The sequence below is a fragment of the Candidatus Hydrogenedentota bacterium genome (genome assembly GCA_019637335.1).
In the GTDB taxonomy this organism is placed as follows: domain Bacteria; phylum Hydrogenedentota; class Hydrogenedentia; order Hydrogenedentales; family JAEUWI01; genus JAEUWI01.
This window is the reverse complement of sequence record JAHBVV010000013.1, coordinates 84,770-100,929: the sequence shown is the minus strand read 5'-3', so window position 1 is coordinate 100,929 and position 16,160 is coordinate 84,770. Positions and strand designations below refer to the sequence as shown.

Below are 16,160 nucleotides of genomic sequence, written 5' to 3'. Positions count from 1 at the left end.
CGTGCTCACCCTATCTTTCCGTAGAAGACGCCTACCGATTGGACGATGTCCGGACAGCGCTACGCGACCGGGATTTTGAAGCTGCATCAAGAATTGGCAAAGTTTATACGTTGACGCCCGTGGACGTCTGACGGAAATCGATAGAGAAGGCGTATTGTAACCTATGCATAATCCAGCCCATCCCGGAGAAATCCTTCGTGAACTTGTACTTGATCCATTGGGCCTCACGGTTACCGATGCCGCCGGTCATCTGGGCGTGAGCCGGAAGACGCTTTCCAAAGTGCTGAACGGCCGTGGCGCGGTGACGCCGGAAATGGCGTTGCGGCTTGAACTGGTGTTCGAGAGGCCTTCGGCCGATCACTGGCTTCGACTTCAAAACGCCCACGATCTTTGGCAGTGCCGGAAGTCCCAATCAAGCATTCACGTTGTACCCATCGGTGTGTGAGTGACGGCATACCTCGTTGAAGTACAGCCGTTTAGGGGCGACGCGTCATACGCAGCTATACTCGCAAACATTCTCTAACCCAATCACGCGGATGATCATTTCCATGGCCTTGAAACGCATCAACCTCCTGGCCGTTGGCGCGCTGTTGTTCGCTCTGGCTTCGTCGGTCCACGCCGCCACCCCCTTCCTCGCGCCGCGCAACACGGAGGTCCCGTTTCCCTATCTCGCCGGCGAGACGCGGACATGGCCCATTCTCACGCGGCCGGTTCCGGCGGGCGGGCGGATGACCTTTGTGGCGAAGGCGGGGGAGGCGACCCTGGCGCAGGGCAACGCGATCACGTTGCCGGGGTTGCGGGTGGACCTGGCGGAGGATCGCTATTTGCGCGTGGCGGCGGAGGCGGACGCGCCGGACACGACCTTTCAACTGGAAGTGGCCCTGGCGCTGCCGGGGGGCGCTATCGAATACCAGACCCTGACCATCCAGCCCGGGCCGCCCGCGCGGCCGCTGTCGTATCTGGCGGATTTCGGCGACGATCTCATCCGCATCTTCCAGGCGCCCGACGGGTCGTGGCGTCCGGTGACGAAGGACGCCTTCGATCAGTATTTCCGGCGCTGCCAGGCGCACGGCGTCACCCGCATGATCTTCTGGCTGAGCCCGATGCCGTACATCGCCGACCCGGAGAACTACGCACCGGAAGACTGGGCGCGCTATGCGGCGCAGGCCCACGCGATGAACGGAAGTCCGCTATTTCAGGCGCTGATCGCGGAGCGGATGAAGGGCGCGGAGGCGGGCCACTGGGGCCGCCACATCTCGTGGGACTGGATCCGGCAGTTGAACGAATACCGGTTGATGCGGGATTTCGGGCCGATGCTATCCCAGAGCGCCGCGCAGCATGGCGTGCGGTTGACGGTGAGCTTTCGCCCGTTTGAGACGGCGCTGACGAAATACTACGAGATTCCGTCCTTCGACGAACAGGGCGGTTTCCTGTGGAGCTTCCTGCCGATGGCCACGCCGCTGGTGAACTACCAGATGGAGGCTGCGTGCTTCGCCCATTACCGCACCATCCTGCGCGCGATGGGCCACGAGGACAAGGGGCGATTGGGCCGCATCGCCGTCCCCGGCGTGGAGAACGCGGAGGCCTTCCTGGCGCGCTTCCGGGCCGGCGGCGACAACCTCCGCATCGAGGCGCGGGGCTATCCGCCGCTGCAACACGATTCGCTGGTGCTGCAACGGCGGGCCGACGCCTCCTTCGCGCTCGTCCCCTACGCGGACCTTGCCGGTCAGGCCGCATCCCGCTGCGCGGCGCTCAGCGGCTTCGATCTGCGCGTGGAGGATGGCGCACTGGTGATTGACGGCCTGGAGGTCCCCTTTGAAACGCGTTTTCTGGTGCTTTCCAACCCATCGGGCGCGGAGGAAGCGCTGGACTTCCCCGCGTTGGCGCCGGTAACGCTGTATGCCCGCGCGGGCAACCGGATCGGGCGGGAGAACGTGTACTGGGTCCTCGACAACGACCCAGAGGCCGAGCGCCAGACCCGCGTGCCGGGCATTCCACCGGACGGCGCCCAGGCGACGACGTTTAATGCGACCGAGACCGGTGCGCGGCTGATTTACGAGTCCGGGGCGGCGCGCCTTCCGCTGCGGGAACGCCAGCTGGTAATTGACCTGGGCGATCCGTACTCCGTGGAGATGATCGACCTCCAGCGCCCCGCCGCCCGCGCGAACGTCCTGCGGGAGATGAAGACCCTGCTCGATCTGGAGGCCGTGGACGAGCTCTTTGTCAACACGCGGTCGCACGTGCAGCTCGCGGCCTACCAGGCCGATGGCGACGCGGGCCTCCAGCCGCTGGTGACCTATCGTCAGGCGCGAAAGGGCTACACCCACCTGGGCATCGACCGCGCCTATGCGCCAATTTCTTTGGCCGAGGATCCCGTGCTTCGGGAATGGGCCGCGGACCCGGCGCTGGTCGAGCGCATCACCACGTGGCAGCCCGGGGAGTGGGAAGGCGACTGCCAGGATCCCGACACCCCGTTCCGGTGGCGTTACGCGCGCAACCGGGCCGTGGCCGATGGCGTCCGGGCGCTGCTAATCGACTACGAAGCCGCGTTCCCCGGCGTGCGCACCCGCGCGGTTGTCCCGATGGGCGCCGAGGCCGCCGCGCGCGCCCGCGCCGCCATCGCGGCCCTGCCACGTCCGGACGGAACCCCGTACGGCGCGTATGGGGGCGTCTGGAGCACGATCAACCACATCCACAGCATCGGCGAGGGCATGGCCATGCTCGACTTGAGCGGACTGGCCACGGAACCCGTGCTGTTTGGGGTGCGCGATATCCCGGAGCCGGGCCCGTTCCAGATTCACCTGCGCGAATCCCTGCGGGACCTCGAGGGCAACCGCGGGTCCAGCTTCCGCGGGCCACGGAGCTTCTTTTTCGAGGCGCAATACACCCTGCGCCGGCAGGACTACGACACCGCCCGCGCCGAGCGGGAAGCGCTCATCTGCGAGGTGCTCGCGCACGAGGAAATCGGGGAGGTCATCCTCTATGAGTCGGCGGACTGGCTGTATTATCTTCCGATCGGCGATCCGGACTACAGCGGGAACTATTTTGTCGAGCGATGCGCGGACTGAAGCGAGCGCTTCGAGCCGGGGATTGACCGGCAGGGATGCCAGCGCTCCTTCGGGCTCGGTTCGCTTGAGTCGGGGTCCCGAATACGCCCGGGCGCCGCTCCTTCCACGGGTCGCGCGGGCATGTTCCGGCGCGGTAAGATAGCGGCCCTCGCAAGCCGCAGCCCGCACGCATTCAAGAAAGCCATTGCATGGAACACGCCATCCGCCCGCTGGACGCCGCCGCCATCGGCCTGTACCTCCTGGCCATGGTGGCCGCGGGGATCTATTTCGCGCGGAAGAACGACACCACGGAAGCGTATTTCGTGGGGAACCGGAACTTTTCCGGGTGGGTGCTGGGGCTGTCCATGCTGGGCACAATTGTGAGCTCGGCGACGTTTCTGGCGCTGCCCGCCGCGGCGTATGTGCTGGACTGGCGGCAGTTGAACGTGAACCTGGTGCTGCCCTTCGTGGCGGTGCTGGCGGTGCTGGTGTTTATTCCGTTTTTCCGGCAGGGCAACCTGACAACCGCCTTTGAGTACCTGGGCCGCCGCTACGGCGCGGCGCCGCGCGTCTACGGCACGCTCAGTTTCATCCTCATGCAGGTGATCCGCATGGCGCAGATCCTGTTTCTCGTGAGCCTGCCGATCCAGGTGCTTACGGGGGCGCCGATGACCGCCGTCATCGTGGCCTGCGGCCTGTTTATCGCCTTCTACACCATTGCCGGCGGGATCGAGGCCGTGGTCTGGACGGACGTGATCCAGGCGATCATCCTCATGCTGGGCGGCGCGATCTGCTTCTGTGTAATCGCGTTCGATCTGCCCGGGGGCTTCCGCCAGATCTTCGAGGTGGGGGCCGCGCAAGACAAGTTCAGCCTGGGGAGCTTCGACTGGAACTTACACGAGCGAACTTTCTGGACCGTGGCCATTCTCGGCGTGATCAACTGGCTGGCGATTTACGGGGGTGACCAGAACATGGTCCAGCGCTACGCCGCCGCGCGATCCACCCGCGAAGCGCGGAAGGCCACGATCCTCTACTCGGTCATCGCGCTGCCGCTGTGGATCATGTTCTTCTTCGTGGGGACGAGCCTGTTCGTCTACTTCCAGGCCTTTCCCGACCCGGCCGTGGCGGCGCTGGAGTCCGATCAGGTCCTGCCGTATTTCATCCTCAACCGGGTGCCCGCCGGCATCGCCGGGATCATGATCGCCGCGGTCATGGCCGCCGCCATGAGTTCGCTGGATTCCGGCATTAACGCGATTTCCACCGTCACCGTGGTTGACCTTCTCCGTCCCTGGATTGCGCCCGGCCGCGAAGACCGCTTCTACCTGCGCGCCGCGCGCCTCGTGGCGTCCGCCGTGACCATGCTCGTGGTCATTGGGGCCATCACCTTCAGCTACCTGCCCAAGGAGAGCATGAACGACGTGAGTCTGATTGTGACCAGTGTTTTCGGCGGCTGCCTGATGGGCCTGTTCATGCTGGGCTTCTTCACCACCCGCGTGGACGGATTTGCGGCGACCATCGCCATGTTCCTGGCCATTCTCTTCAATATCTACCTTGCGCTGGGACTCGCCGGCAAACTGCCCGCCGCCATTACCCTCGAAATTCACAGCTACTGGACCGGCGCACTCGTCAACGGCGTGTTTCTCATCTGCGCCTACGCAATCGGCTGTCTTCGCGGCAACACGCGCGACCTGGCCGGGCTTACAATCTGGACCACATCCAGCGAAAACGAGACCGTAACGCCGCTCAAATAGTGCATTTTATATACATTATTTCTTGACATGGGCGCGGCCTGTTTACTATGATGGGGGCGGTCACGCGCTGACCTGCGGAAGTGCCGGCAGGGAGCGCGATGCCTCAGCCGAAAAGGGACCCAGATGAACGACGGCAGCGACCCTGTGACCGCCCGCCCGACGCGGGCCATGCTCGTGCGGCGGGCAATCCTCGTGGGGGCCGTGCTGGCTTGCGGCGCGCTGGCGGGAGTGGGGACCTTCACCTTCGGCTACGCCAATGGCTTCAGCTACCTGAGCACGGATCCGCGGGCCTGCGCGAATTGCCACATCATGCAGGACTATTACGACACGTGGCAGAAATCGAGCCACCACCACGTTGCGGCGTGTGTGGACTGCCACCTGCCGCATGATTTCGTGGGAAAGTATGTCTCCAAGGCCGACAACGGTTTCTTCCACTCGGTGGCGTTTACGCTGGACAACTTCCACGAGCCGATCCAGATCAAGCCACGCAACCGGCGCATCACGCAGAACAACTGCCTGGAATGCCACCAGGACGTCGTGCACAACATGTTCCCCGTGCAGGCGGGGGGTGAAATGGCGAGCTGTATCCAGTGCCACGCGGATGTGGGCCACGGGCCGCGCTGAAACACCGACAGCAACGGAAGGAAAGACAGGGCATCATGAGCAATAGCGAAAAAACGGGACTTCTGGATCGGATCAACATGCCGGTGCTGATTGGGCTCTTCGCCGGGGCGGCGGTGGCGACGGTGGCGGTGGCGGCGCTTCTGGTGAACATTTTCGGGCGCAAGCAAGAGGCGCGCACGCCCTTTATACGCCTGGTGGAGGTGAACGAGATTTCGACCGACCCCGAGCCGTGGGGCATGAACTGGCCGCGCCAGCACGACAGCTACAAGCGGACGGCCGACACGGCGCGCTTCTACGGGGGGTCGAGCGCAATGCCCGCGCAGAAGCTTGAAGAGCACCCGTGGCTGGTGCGCCTGTATTCGGGCTACGCGTTTTCGATCGATTACCGCGAAGCGCGGGGCCACGCGTATATGCTTTCCGATCAGCTCGCGACGAAACGCGTTACCGAGCGATCGCAACCGGGCGCATGCCTGCACTGCCACTCCAGCGTGGTTCCGACCTACCGCCGCCTCGGCCTGGAAGCGATGGGGCAGTCCGCGGACGCTGAGGCGCTCGCCGCCGACTTCAACTGGCCCGCCGTCCAGAAAGGCTTCGAGATTCTCGGCGCGATGGACTACCCGGATGCCCATGCCGAGCTGGTCAAAACGCCGGATGGACACGGCGATCCGGGCGGCCACCCGGTGAGCTGCGTGGACTGCCACGATCCGAAGACGATGGCGATGCGGGTCACGCGGCCCGGCCTGGTAAACGGCATTGCGGCGCTGGCCGCGGGCGATGCGGAGGTTCCGCACCTGCCGAGTATCGATCGCTGGCGGAAAGGGGACCGGAAAACCCCCTACGACCCGAACCGGGACGCGTCCCGCCAGGAAATGCGTAGTCTCGTGTGCGCGCAGTGCCACGTGGAGTACTACTGCGGCCCGAAGGAGACATTGTTCTTCCCATGGGACAAAGGCCTGACGGTTGATCTTATTGAGGCGATGTACGACGAGCATAAGTTCCCCGACGGCACGCCGTTCAACGACTGGAAGCACGGCGAGACCGGCGCGCCGCTGTATAAGGCGCAACACCCCGAATTCGAGCTTTGGAGCCAGGGTATCCATGCGCGCAGCGGGGTCTCCTGCGCGGACTGCCACATGCCCTACGAGCGCGAGGGCGCGATGAAGGTCAGCAGCCACTGGGTCCAGAGCCCGATGAACAACATCAACAACGCCTGCCAGACCTGCCACAACGTGCCCGAATCCGAGCTGAAAGCCCGGGTTGACACGATCCAGTCACGCCACAAGGCGCTCATGGAGAAGGCGGCGGTGGCGATGACGGACATGCTGGACGCGATCCTGGCGGCGCAGGCGGCGGGCGTCTCGGAGGAAGCCCTGGCGCCTGTGCTGGAGCTGCAACGCAAGTCGCAGTGGCGCCTCGACTTCATCAGCAGCGAGAACTCGCTCGGGTTCCACGCGGATCAGGAGGCGGCGCGGGTGTTGGCCGAGTCTATCGACTATTCGCGCCAGGCGACCATCGCCGCGATCAGCCTGCGCGCCCCCGAGGCCCCGGCGTCGACGGTACAGCCCGAACCGCTGCACGGCGTGACCCCGGCAGGGCAGTCCCCCGCGTCGTAGGGCTTGGAAAACGCGTCGGCTCAGCGAGCGGGATGCGAAGTGCAATCGAAATACGGAATGACAGCCCATCACCCCGGGAGGGGTGGTGGGCTTTTTTCCGAAATGGCATGGAAGAAAGTAGGAGTCGAGTAGGCGGAGGGCTCCCGAATTTGAGGACAGGGTTTGTTTTCTCTGTTTGCCGCCTGATTTCTCGGCGGTGCCACGTTATTCCGTCCATTTTCGGTTGTCCCTCCGCCCCTCCCAGAACCGTGCTTGCGCTATTCACGCACACGGCTCCTCACAGTGCCATTCACATGCTGTCATAACAGGTCGATTTGTACGGGGGCTTTGGGCCGCGCAAACAGGTTTACTGTTATACGCGGCCGCGGCAGCGGAAATCGCCCTTCCATCAGGTTGAACTTCTCCCAGGTCATGGCTTTTCGTTGGCTTCGGCGATTGAGCCACTTGTACAGCAGCTTCTTCACCGCTTCGTGGAATCGGCCAATTCCCCGAGAGTTGTCCGTGACCCCATAGTAGCCATAGTGGCCGCGCAGTTTCTCGCAGACCTTCTGCCATAGTTCCAGTGTGGTCATCTTCGCCCGATTTTCCTTCAGCCACTCTTTCATGGCCGCGAGTTTGACGCGGAATTTCTTGCGCGCCGTCACCCGCTTCATGCGATACCGCCGCCCGTTGCGTGTTCTGCTGCAATAGTGGGTAAAGCCCAGAAAATCAAACGTTTCCGGTTTCCTCTTCCCTTCTCGCCGCGCACGCCTTGCCGCGTCAGGCCCAAACGCCAGCACCTTGGTCTTGGCGGGCTCCACCTCAAGGCCGAATCTGGCCAGACGTGTGACGAGTTCGCGGTTAAACCGTTCCGCATCCGCCTGCGTGGCGAAACAGGCCACAAAATCGTCGGCATAGCGAATCAGTCGCGCCGCTCCACCGCACACGCGGCGAAACCCTTTCTCGAACCATAGGTCTAGAACGTAGTGAAGGTAGATGTTGCTGAGTATGGGCGATATGCTGCCGCCTTGCGGCACCCCTTCCTCGCTGGCGTACAACTTGCCTTCTTCGAGCACGCCCGCCTTGAGAAATCGCTTTACCATGCGCAGCATACGCCTGTCACCGATCCGGAGCGCCAGAAAGCGCATGAGCCAATCGTGATCGACGTTGTCAAAGAACCCTTTGATGTCCGCCTCCACAATCCACCCTATCCGGCCCGATTCCACGGTCACGCTCAAGGCGCGCAACGCGTCGTGGCAGCTGCGTTTCGCCCGGAACCCATAGGAGTCCTCTATGAAATCTTGCTCATAGATTTGCTCCAGTATGCGGGACATCCCGGACTGCACAAGCTTATCCTCAAGGGCAGGTATACCCAGTGGCCTGCCTTTGTCGCTGCCCGGCTTGGGAATGTACACCCGCCGGACCGCTTGCGGTCGATACGCCATCCGGTGGAGCCGGCTTACCAGACCGGCCACATTCGCCTCCAGATTCTCGGCGTATTCCGCCTTCGTCTTCCCGTCTATTCCGGCAGCCGCATCTCCTCGCAGCTGCGCGAAACATCCCCGCAACAGGTCCTCGTTCATCAGATGATATAGACTGGTGAACTTGAATTCCGGTTCCTTGCGGGCCTTGCATGCTATGCGATGCAATTTCGTGGCCACCGGTTCCCTGCGTCTGCGCGCAGCCGGTGTGTCCTCACATCGCCCGACCATGTGTCATCTCCTTTCCTCCAGCGGAATTACCCGCCTTCATCGGTACTACGAGACAATCCGACTCCCTGTGCCCGATAAACTCCGCCTTTCCAGTTACGGTTGTTGGAGTCCTCTCCCATCCCTGGAAGCGGAACACAGGGCCTCCCGGGTTGCCGTGTTTTCGTGGTGTCATGCATGCCATGGTCTCTGACCCCGGGGCGCGGACGGAGCAAGGCCACTTAAGCTCCGCCCGTGTTGACTTCCGACAGGCTAAAAGCGTCGTCCTACCCAATGACCGGATTTCGGGGCTCAATCCCTTCAACCCTACGGACTACGGGTCCGCGCTTAACGGCTTACGGCCTACATGCTTGCGGCCCTACGCTTAAAGTTGGGGATTACTCCCCGCCCTCCAAGGACTCGCTACCCGGCGGCGGCCAACCTTACCGGGGCGGGATTCTCACCCGCTAGAAAAAAACACGACCTTGCCCGGCCGCACCAGCCGTCCCGGCTGTGTACCGGTTGCGAAGCAACCGGAACTTCATCCGTAATCGGTGACCTCACCCATCCTGAACGACTGTACCCACAATTGTCTGCGGGTACAGCCACCGGCTGGTTCGACACATCTCTGCCAAAGATTGAGCGGCCTGGCCAGCCGGAGGCAGTCCCCCGGCGCACTGGCCAGCCGGTGGCAGTTCCCAGAACACCCCTCTTGACAGGAGTAGGCCATAAATTATAAATTAGTGTCAACTAATTGATAAATTATTAATAAATCATCACAAATAACAAACACCTAAAAGGAACCCCGAAATGTCGCCTAAATCCGCCTTCACGCTCATCGAACTCCTCGTCGTTATCGCCATCATCGGCGTGCTCGCCGCCATTCTCCTCCCCGCGCTGAGCCGTGCGCGCGAGGCCGCCCGCCGGGCGCACTGCCAGAACAACCTCAAGCAGATGGGGCTCGTCTTCACGATGTACGCCGCCGAAAGCCGCGGCCAGCACTATCCCCCGATGAAGAACTACCATTGCGACGGCACCGTGAGCGCGTGGGAGCAGATTTATGATCCGTCAGTCCTGTACCCCGACTACTTGAACGACTTCAATCTCGGGATCTGCCCCAGCAATCCCAACGGCGCATCGGCCCTGGAAACCTGGGACCAGCACAACACCGGCAGCGACAACGCCCTGTCGAACCAGGTGGCGCCGTACCTCAAGAACGGTCGGGTCGATTTCTGCGAGGTCACGGACCACCCGTATACCTACCTGGGCTGGACCATCTCGCCGGAAATGACCAGCGATGCGGCGCGGGTGGGCGCCTTCGAGGCGGAGATCATCGCCCAGGGACAGCGGATCTTCGCGCAACCCGATGTGGTGGACGCCGACTGGCCGGTGGCGCACGGCCTCGGAAACGGGGGCGGCGACACCGTATTCCGCCTGCGCGATGGGATCGAGCGCTTTCTCATCACGGACATCAACAATCCAGGGGCCTCGGCGCGCGCCCAGTCGGAGATCTTCGTGCTGGGCGACAACATCGCCGACGACGGGCACTTCAACCACGTGCCGGGCGGCTGCAACCTGCTGTACATGGACGGGCATGTGGAATTCGTGAAATGGGGCCAGGCGGACCTCGGCCACGCGGACTTTCAGGGCGTGGACTACCCGAACAACCGGAGGTTCCCCATGAACGTCTACGGGATCGTCTTCCACACCATGCTGCACCGCTTCAGCAACGGCCCCGAAGCGGAATTCTACGTGTCCGTGCCCTATCCGGGGCGCTTCCCGGGCCAGATCTAACGCGCGTTCGGCGGTTCCAGGCGCTTCTCCATCTGGTACCGCTCGAACGCGACCCCCTGGCGGATGGTCTGCTCCGTGCGCCTGACCGAGAAGCCCTGCCGCTCGAAAAAGGGGCGCGATATCTTGCTCGCGTCCGTCGTGAGCACGCGCTGCCCAAGTTCCCGCGCATGCGCCTCGACGGCCTGGTAGACCGAAGTCGCCAGGCCCCGGCGCGCATGCCGGGGGTCCGTGTAGAGCAGCGAGACATGGTCGGCTGGATGCAGATGGCAAAAGGCCGCCGGCCGGCCGTCTAGCTCGGCCACTACCGCAACCCCCTTTTCCAGTAAGCCCGCGAATGCCGACCGGTCGTCCGGAAAGGAGGCCCAGACCGCCGCCTGCTCGGGGCTGTACGCGGTAATCCCGATGCGCAGCACGGCGTCGCGGTAAATGGCCGCAAGCGCGTCGAGGTCGCCGGGCGTGTAGGGTCGGAGGATCATGCGGCGCAGTATGCGCTATCACCCCGCGCGTTTGCATCTACACGGCGTTGAACATAACCTACACGCCGTGATACGGTGTCGAACGGATGGGTGGGAGTAACGAAAAGGTAGCAGCGCTTGAAGTCACCCCGGGGCTTTACCCTCATCGAACTTCTGGTCGTAATCGCCATCATCGGCATCCTCGCGGCGGTGCTGCTTCCGGCCCTGTCCCGGGCGCGCGAGGCGGCGCGGCGGGCCTCCTGCCAGAACAACCTCAAACAAATTGGCCTCGCGCTGCACATGTACGCCAACGAGAGCGCCGGAAATCGTTTCCCGCCGCGGCTCATTCGCAACGTCTTCGGCGACCTGAGCGCCGAACACATTTTCAACGGCCCCGATGTCTACCCGGAGTACCTCTCGGACCTGGAGGTGGTCTGGTGTCCCTCCACCCCGCGCGGCACCCCGCTGGAGCGCTACGACGGAGACAAGGGCAATGGCGACGGTGAAATTCAGCCCGAGGAACTCGCCCGCGGGCCCTACAACTACACCGGCTGGCTCGTGATGGAAGACGTGAACGTCCTCGGGGCGCTGCTGGGTACGCCGGGATCGGATACGGCCAATGGCGGGCGCTACACGACCGCCGAAATGCTGACGACGCCCTTCGGCGAGCTCGGCCTCGAAAACATCGCGACGTACGGCGCCGCCAGCGATCGCGACTACACCTTCTCGGGCGCCCACGCGGGCACCCAGGCCGGCGGCGGAGATACGCTCTACCGGCTGCGCCAGGGCATCGAGCGCTTTCTGATCACCGACATCAACAACCCCGGCGCCTCCAGCAAAGCCGCCAGCGAAGTCCCCCTCATGTGGGACCATATCAGCGGCAACGTCGAGCCCTTTTCCCACGTCCCGGGCGGCGGCAACGTCCTCTACCTGGACGGGCACGCCACGTTCATCAGGTACCCCTCGGATCGCTTTCCGGTAAGCCCGGACAGCGCCCTGTTCATGGGTCGCTACGACCGCGTGTTTAGCCCGTGATCGCTTTCAAAACATCGTCGCCTCCGCCAGCATCTACCGCGCATTGCGGAGACTCGCCAGCAGGCCGATGAGCGTGTTCTGGGCGGGTTCGGGTCATCAGGCCGTGATCCACGGCGCGGTCGACGAGATGCGAGACATCGGGCACTCGCGCAACGAGCCGTTCGCCGACGGTGGCATGGTCACACCTCCATGGATGAATGGTTACGCGCGGAGTTACTTGTAGTAAACAAGTAAGTTCGTGGCGCTGGAAGCGGGAGGGCGGGCATCAGCCCTGGCGGGGCACACGGAGTGTGAAGCAGGCGCCTTCCCCGTGCGGTTCCAGCCGGAGGGTGGCGCCGATGGAGGCGGCCAGCCTCCGGCTGAGGCCGAGCCCGAGGCCCACGCCGGGCGCGGAGCGGGCGGCCTCATGGACGGACTTGGTGAAGGGCCTGAAGATGCGCCTGGCGTCGCGCGGCGGGATCCCGGGGCCGTGATCGCTTACGCGGATGGCCACGAAGCGCCCTTCCAGCGCGGTGCGGACATGGATGCGCCGGTCTCCTGCCGCCGATGCATATTTACAGGCGTTATCGACCAGGTTGTAGAGGATCTGCTCCACGAGGTCGGGATCGACGCGAATGGGGGCTTCGGAGTCGGAGATTTCGAGGGCGAGTGACATGCCACCCTGTGCGGCGCGCGCTTCGAGGCGGGGGGCGACTTTTTCCAGCACCTTGCCTGCCGGGAGTGTTTCGAGCCGGTCCGGGAGCCGCACCCGCTCCAGGCGCGCGTAGGCGAGCACGTTTTCCACGAGGTGGGACAGTCGCGCGGATTCCTCGTGCAAAGTTTCGTAGTACTGCTGGCGTTTTTCGGGATCGCACACCATGCCGCCCGCGAGCATTTCCGTGTAGAGGCGGAAGGTGGTGAGGGGGGTGCGGAGTTCGTGGGTGACGGCGGAGACAAAGCGTCCGCGGCGCTCGCTGAGGGAGACCGCGCCCCACAGCAGCGCCGTCAGGGCGAGCGTGGCCACGGCGATGCCGCCGACGGAGGCGAGCAGGTAGATCCGCACCGGTGAGGTCCGGCCTGCGGTTCCCGTGGGCTGCGGGCCGGGCACGAGGCGGGCGGGGAGGGAGGCGAGTTGTCTTCCGGGCATTTCAGTGTTCCACGCGGTGCTGTTGTCCGCCGGTACGAGCCGAGCGCCGGGCAGCAGGTCTTCGCACAATCCGAGCAGCCAGGCATTGATGGCGGGCCAATCGAGCCAGCATCCCTGGAGAAGGATGGGGCCGCCGTTGCGCACGGTGCGCGCGAGGAGCAGTTCGCCACCCGCCCAGAGCGGGATCATCGGGTCCTCGTTCCAGCCGGGCGCGCCGGGGGCCCGCTCCGTGTCGGGCATGGACGGCGTGGGGGGGGCGGCAGGCGGGCTTTCTACAACCCATCCGAGGTCGCCACTCCGTCCGCCGGTGCGGCCCCCGCGGCCGCCGCCCTTGATAGAAAGTTTTGTGGGGGGCGCTTGCTGTTGGGCGGTCGCTTGATTTCTCCGTGACAATAGCTCGGAGATGTTGCTGGTCGCCTGCGCCGGGTCCGTGGCCGGCTGCGCCATGCTGGCCTGCTCGATCGGCGGCGGGCCCGTGCCGGTTTGCTGGAGCTGCGCGAGGAGCGGCTCGTATTGCACGAGCGGGCGGAGTTCCCGCAGGCGGTCGAGTGCCTCCACCAGCGCGCCGGGTGCGAGATACGCTTCCTGCGCGAGCGGGCGTTGTTCTTCATCGGGCAACTGGGGCGAGCTAAGTTGCCCCGCGGCGTCTATCTGGAAATGGAGGCGGATATAGGGCGAACTGAAGGTCAGGAGGGGCGAGGGCAACAGTACCGGATCGTGAATGACGGCGTTGCTTGCGATGTCGACCGCCTCGGCCGTCGGGTAAAATGCGCTGTAGAGGTTGTAGGGCCGCATGCTCTCCGCCGCGATGAAGGGGCCCAGCGCGGAGTCCATCCGCCACAGGGCGAGCCGTACCTTTTCCTCCAGCGCCGCACGCTGCTGGTATTCCCGCTGTTCCCGGTCCAGCCGGAAAATGGTCGCGCCCAGCCACAGGGTGGCGGCGGCGCCGACGGCGAGGCAAGCGGCAACGAGTGCGCCGATGTACAGCGGATGTTTCATGGCGCGCCCCTGGTCCGCGCCAGCATGTAGCCCTTTCCCCGGACGGTCAACAGGAGCGCGGGGTGCGCGGCGTCGTCCCCGAGTTTCTCGCGCAGCCGCTTCACGTGCATGTCGATGGTTCGCGTTTCGAGGATCGCGCGCGGGTCGACGCGCCATACGTTGGCGAGGAGTTCGTCGCGCGAGACGGCGCGGCCGCCGTGTTGCGCCAGGTAGCGGAGCAATTCCAGTTCCCGGTCGGAGAGTTCCGCGCGGGCGCCGCCGGGCAGCCGCGCTTCGCGGCGCTCGAAGTCAATGGTGACCCCCGCGATCCGCAGTACGTTGAATTCTCCGGGCCGCGCCGGCGAACGCCGCAGGACGGCCTCGACGCGCGCGAGGAGTTCTTTGACGCTGAAGGGCTTCACGACGTAGTCATCCGCCCCGGCCTTGAGTCCGCGCACACGATCATCTTCCTGGCCCAGGGCGGTAAGGATGATGACGGGGACCGTGGGTTTGGCGCGGCGCAGGTCCGCCAGGATGTCGAGGCCCTGACCGTCGGGCAGGACGAGGTCGAGCAGCAAGAGGTCGAACGCGGCATCCAGGGCGATCTGGCGCCCGTCCGCCACGTTGCCGGCCTGCAGGATCTGGTAGCCGTCGAACTCCAATGCGTCGGCGATGCCCCGACGGATCGGGGCATCGTCTTCGACAACCAATATGCGTTGCTTTGTCATGATCTATTCAAACCGGAAACCTTTCGACGCGGCCAGGTCGCGCACGGTGGCTATGATAGCAGCATCGAGGCCGTCCTGGCTCGCGCCGCCCTGCTTCCGCTGTTGCTCCGCGATGTAGACGTCGCGCGCGGCGCTCAGCACGCGGATCTGTTCCTGGATCGCATTGCGCTCCTTCTGCTTTTGCTCCACGTAGGCCGCGCGCTCCTCCGGCGACATGGCGCGCATGATCGCTGGGAGCTCCCCGTCCGGTATTTCGCGCACCTTGACGCCTTTGCCCGCCGCGTCCACGAGATCCCAGTGGTCGTTGCTGTAGTAGCGTGAGCCCTTGACCTTCTGGCGCTCCACGGCCACGGAACGGCTGCGCGACGCGGCGTTGCTGTCCTGCCGGATCTGGTTCGACGCGCCTGCGGCGCCCGATGCGCCGTACGGGATGTAGGTCTGGTTCAGTTCGAGGCCCAGGCGCGTGATCTCGCTGTCCTGCGGGGCGTCGATGTGGCGGATCTCCTTGTTCTGGTCGATATGGAGGAAGCGCCCGCCGCCGAGGTTTGCGCCATCCTGCCAGAAGGTCGCGACCCCTTCCTGGCGTTCGCCGCAGAAGATGGTGTTGATGGCGATGCCCCGCTCCCGCGCACGCGGGCAAATGACGCGGTAGTCCGCGTGGCCCTGGTTGAAAGGTTCATTGCCCGCGATGAACACGGCCTTGAGGTCGCTGGCGGCTCCGCTCCAGGCGAGTCCGCCCGCGGCGCGCTCAATCACCGCGCCGCAGAACTCTTTGCCGCCGTTGGTGCGCAGGCCGAAGAGCATCTCGGAGAAAAGGTCGAGATCCGTGGTGAAGGGGAGGACCAGTCGCACCCAGTCCGATTCCGCGCTCAGGCCGTTGTTGCCATACTCGTACAAAGCGACCTCCAGCACGGGCGACCGGTCCCCAAGTCTTGCCGGGACGAATTCATTGACGATGCGCCACAGGTGCGACTTCGCCTGATCGATCAGGCCGTCCATACTGTTGCTGGTGTCCAGCAGCAGGGCGAGCTGGATGCGCGGCGGTGGCGTACCGACCGGCGGGTCCGATGCGACAACCGCCGGCCCCGCCGCCGCCAGAAGAAGTACCGCCACCCACCGTACGCCCTGCCGCAGCCCGCCGGTATTTCGTGATGTCCTCGCGCTTCCCCTTGTGTTTCCGTGCAGCGTCTCGATAAGCATAATCTGCTCCTTTCCGGGCGATTCGCCCTGCTGGTTCCAGGTACAACGCTATCACGCGGCGCGCGAAATTTTTGTAACTCGTTTGTAACGCGGGCCTGGAGCGTCCGTTGGCCGCGATCAAATTGTTGAACCACGAATGCAC

Annotated in this window: 12 protein-coding genes and 1 pseudogene; 8 read left to right on the top strand and 5 right to left on the bottom strand. The window is 64.3% G+C overall.

The features are described 5' to 3' along the window. Positions 1-163 precede the first annotated feature (163 nt). The 5 genes from KF886_15130 to KF886_15110 all read left to right on the top strand — a co-directional run bounded on the left by KF886_15130 (position 164) and on the right by KF886_15110 (position 7,035). The gene (locus KF886_15130; protein ID MBX3178690.1) at positions 164-445 is read left to right on the top strand and encodes a HigA family addiction module antidote protein; all 282 of its coding nucleotides are present in this window, start codon (positions 164-166) and stop codon (positions 443-445) included. Positions 446-548: 103 nt separating this feature from the next. Continuing rightward, positions 549-3,068, top strand: a complete 2,520-nt coding sequence (locus KF886_15125; protein ID MBX3178689.1) for a hypothetical protein — start codon at positions 549-551, stop codon at positions 3,066-3,068. A 188-nt stretch (positions 3,069-3,256) separates the two neighbouring features. Then, the gene (locus KF886_15120) at positions 3,257-4,798 is read left to right on the top strand and encodes a sodium/solute symporter (GenBank protein MBX3178688.1); all 1,542 of its coding nucleotides are present in this window, start codon (positions 3,257-3,259) and stop codon (positions 4,796-4,798) included. A gap of 123 nt (positions 4,799-4,921) precedes the next feature. Further along, a complete protein-coding gene (nrfH, locus tag KF886_15115; GenBank protein MBX3178687.1) occupies positions 4,922-5,422 on the top strand; it encodes a cytochrome c nitrite reductase small subunit in 501 nt (166 codons plus the stop codon). A 77-nt stretch (positions 5,423-5,499) separates the two neighbouring features. Beyond that, positions 5,500-7,035: an ammonia-forming cytochrome c nitrite reductase subunit c552 gene (locus KF886_15110; protein ID MBX3178686.1), complete on the top strand. Its 1,536-nt coding sequence runs from the start codon at positions 5,500-5,502 to the stop codon at positions 7,033-7,035. A gap of 299 nt (positions 7,036-7,334) precedes the next feature. Here KF886_15110 and ltrA read toward each other — a convergent pair whose 3' ends face one another. Beyond that, on the bottom strand, positions 7,335-8,726 hold the full coding sequence (gene ltrA, locus KF886_15105; protein MBX3178685.1) for a group II intron reverse transcriptase/maturase: 1,392 nt from the start codon (positions 8,724-8,726) through the stop codon (positions 7,335-7,337). Between the two features lie 786 nt (positions 8,727-9,512). Here ltrA and KF886_15100 point away from each other — a divergent pair. After that, positions 9,513-10,496, top strand: a complete 984-nt coding sequence (locus KF886_15100; protein MBX3178684.1) for a type II secretion system protein — start codon at positions 9,513-9,515, stop codon at positions 10,494-10,496. On the opposite strand, the gene KF886_15095 is transcribed toward KF886_15100, so the two are convergent. Beyond that, positions 10,493-10,972: a GNAT family N-acetyltransferase gene (locus KF886_15095; protein MBX3178683.1), complete on the bottom strand. Its 480-nt coding sequence runs from the start codon at positions 10,970-10,972 to the stop codon at positions 10,493-10,495. The two genes, KF886_15100 and KF886_15095, sit on opposite strands and share 4 nt — an antisense overlap. A gap of 117 nt (positions 10,973-11,089) precedes the next feature. Between KF886_15095 and KF886_15090 the strand changes: the two are divergent. Both KF886_15090 and KF886_15085 read left to right on the top strand, forming a co-directional pair. After that, a pseudogene (locus KF886_15090) lies at positions 11,090-11,176 on the top strand (prepilin-type N-terminal cleavage/methylation domain-containing protein). 336 nt (positions 11,177-11,512) lie between these two features. After that, entirely contained in the window at positions 11,513-11,986 is a 474-nt protein-coding gene (locus tag KF886_15085; GenBank protein MBX3178682.1) for a hypothetical protein, read from the top strand. Positions 11,987-12,251: 265 nt separating this feature from the next. On the opposite strand, the gene KF886_15080 is transcribed toward KF886_15085, so the two are convergent. Genes KF886_15080 through KF886_15070 form a run of 3 tightly spaced genes read right to left on the bottom strand, consistent with a single transcriptional unit; the run spans position 12,252 to position 15,952 of the window. Then, on the bottom strand, positions 12,252-14,111 hold the full coding sequence (locus tag KF886_15080) for a HAMP domain-containing histidine kinase (GenBank protein ID MBX3178681.1): 1,860 nt from the start codon (positions 14,109-14,111) through the stop codon (positions 12,252-12,254). Beyond that, positions 14,108-14,818 (bottom strand): response regulator transcription factor, encoded by a 711-nt coding sequence (locus tag KF886_15075; protein ID MBX3178680.1) that lies wholly within the window; start codon positions 14,816-14,818, stop codon positions 14,108-14,110. Before KF886_15075 ends, KF886_15080 begins: the two co-directional genes overlap by 4 nt. 3 nt (positions 14,819-14,821) lie before the next feature. Then, a complete protein-coding gene (locus tag KF886_15070) occupies positions 14,822-15,952 on the bottom strand; it encodes a VWA domain-containing protein (protein ID MBX3178679.1) in 1,131 nt (376 codons plus the stop codon). Between the last annotated feature and the right edge of the window lie 208 nt (positions 15,953-16,160).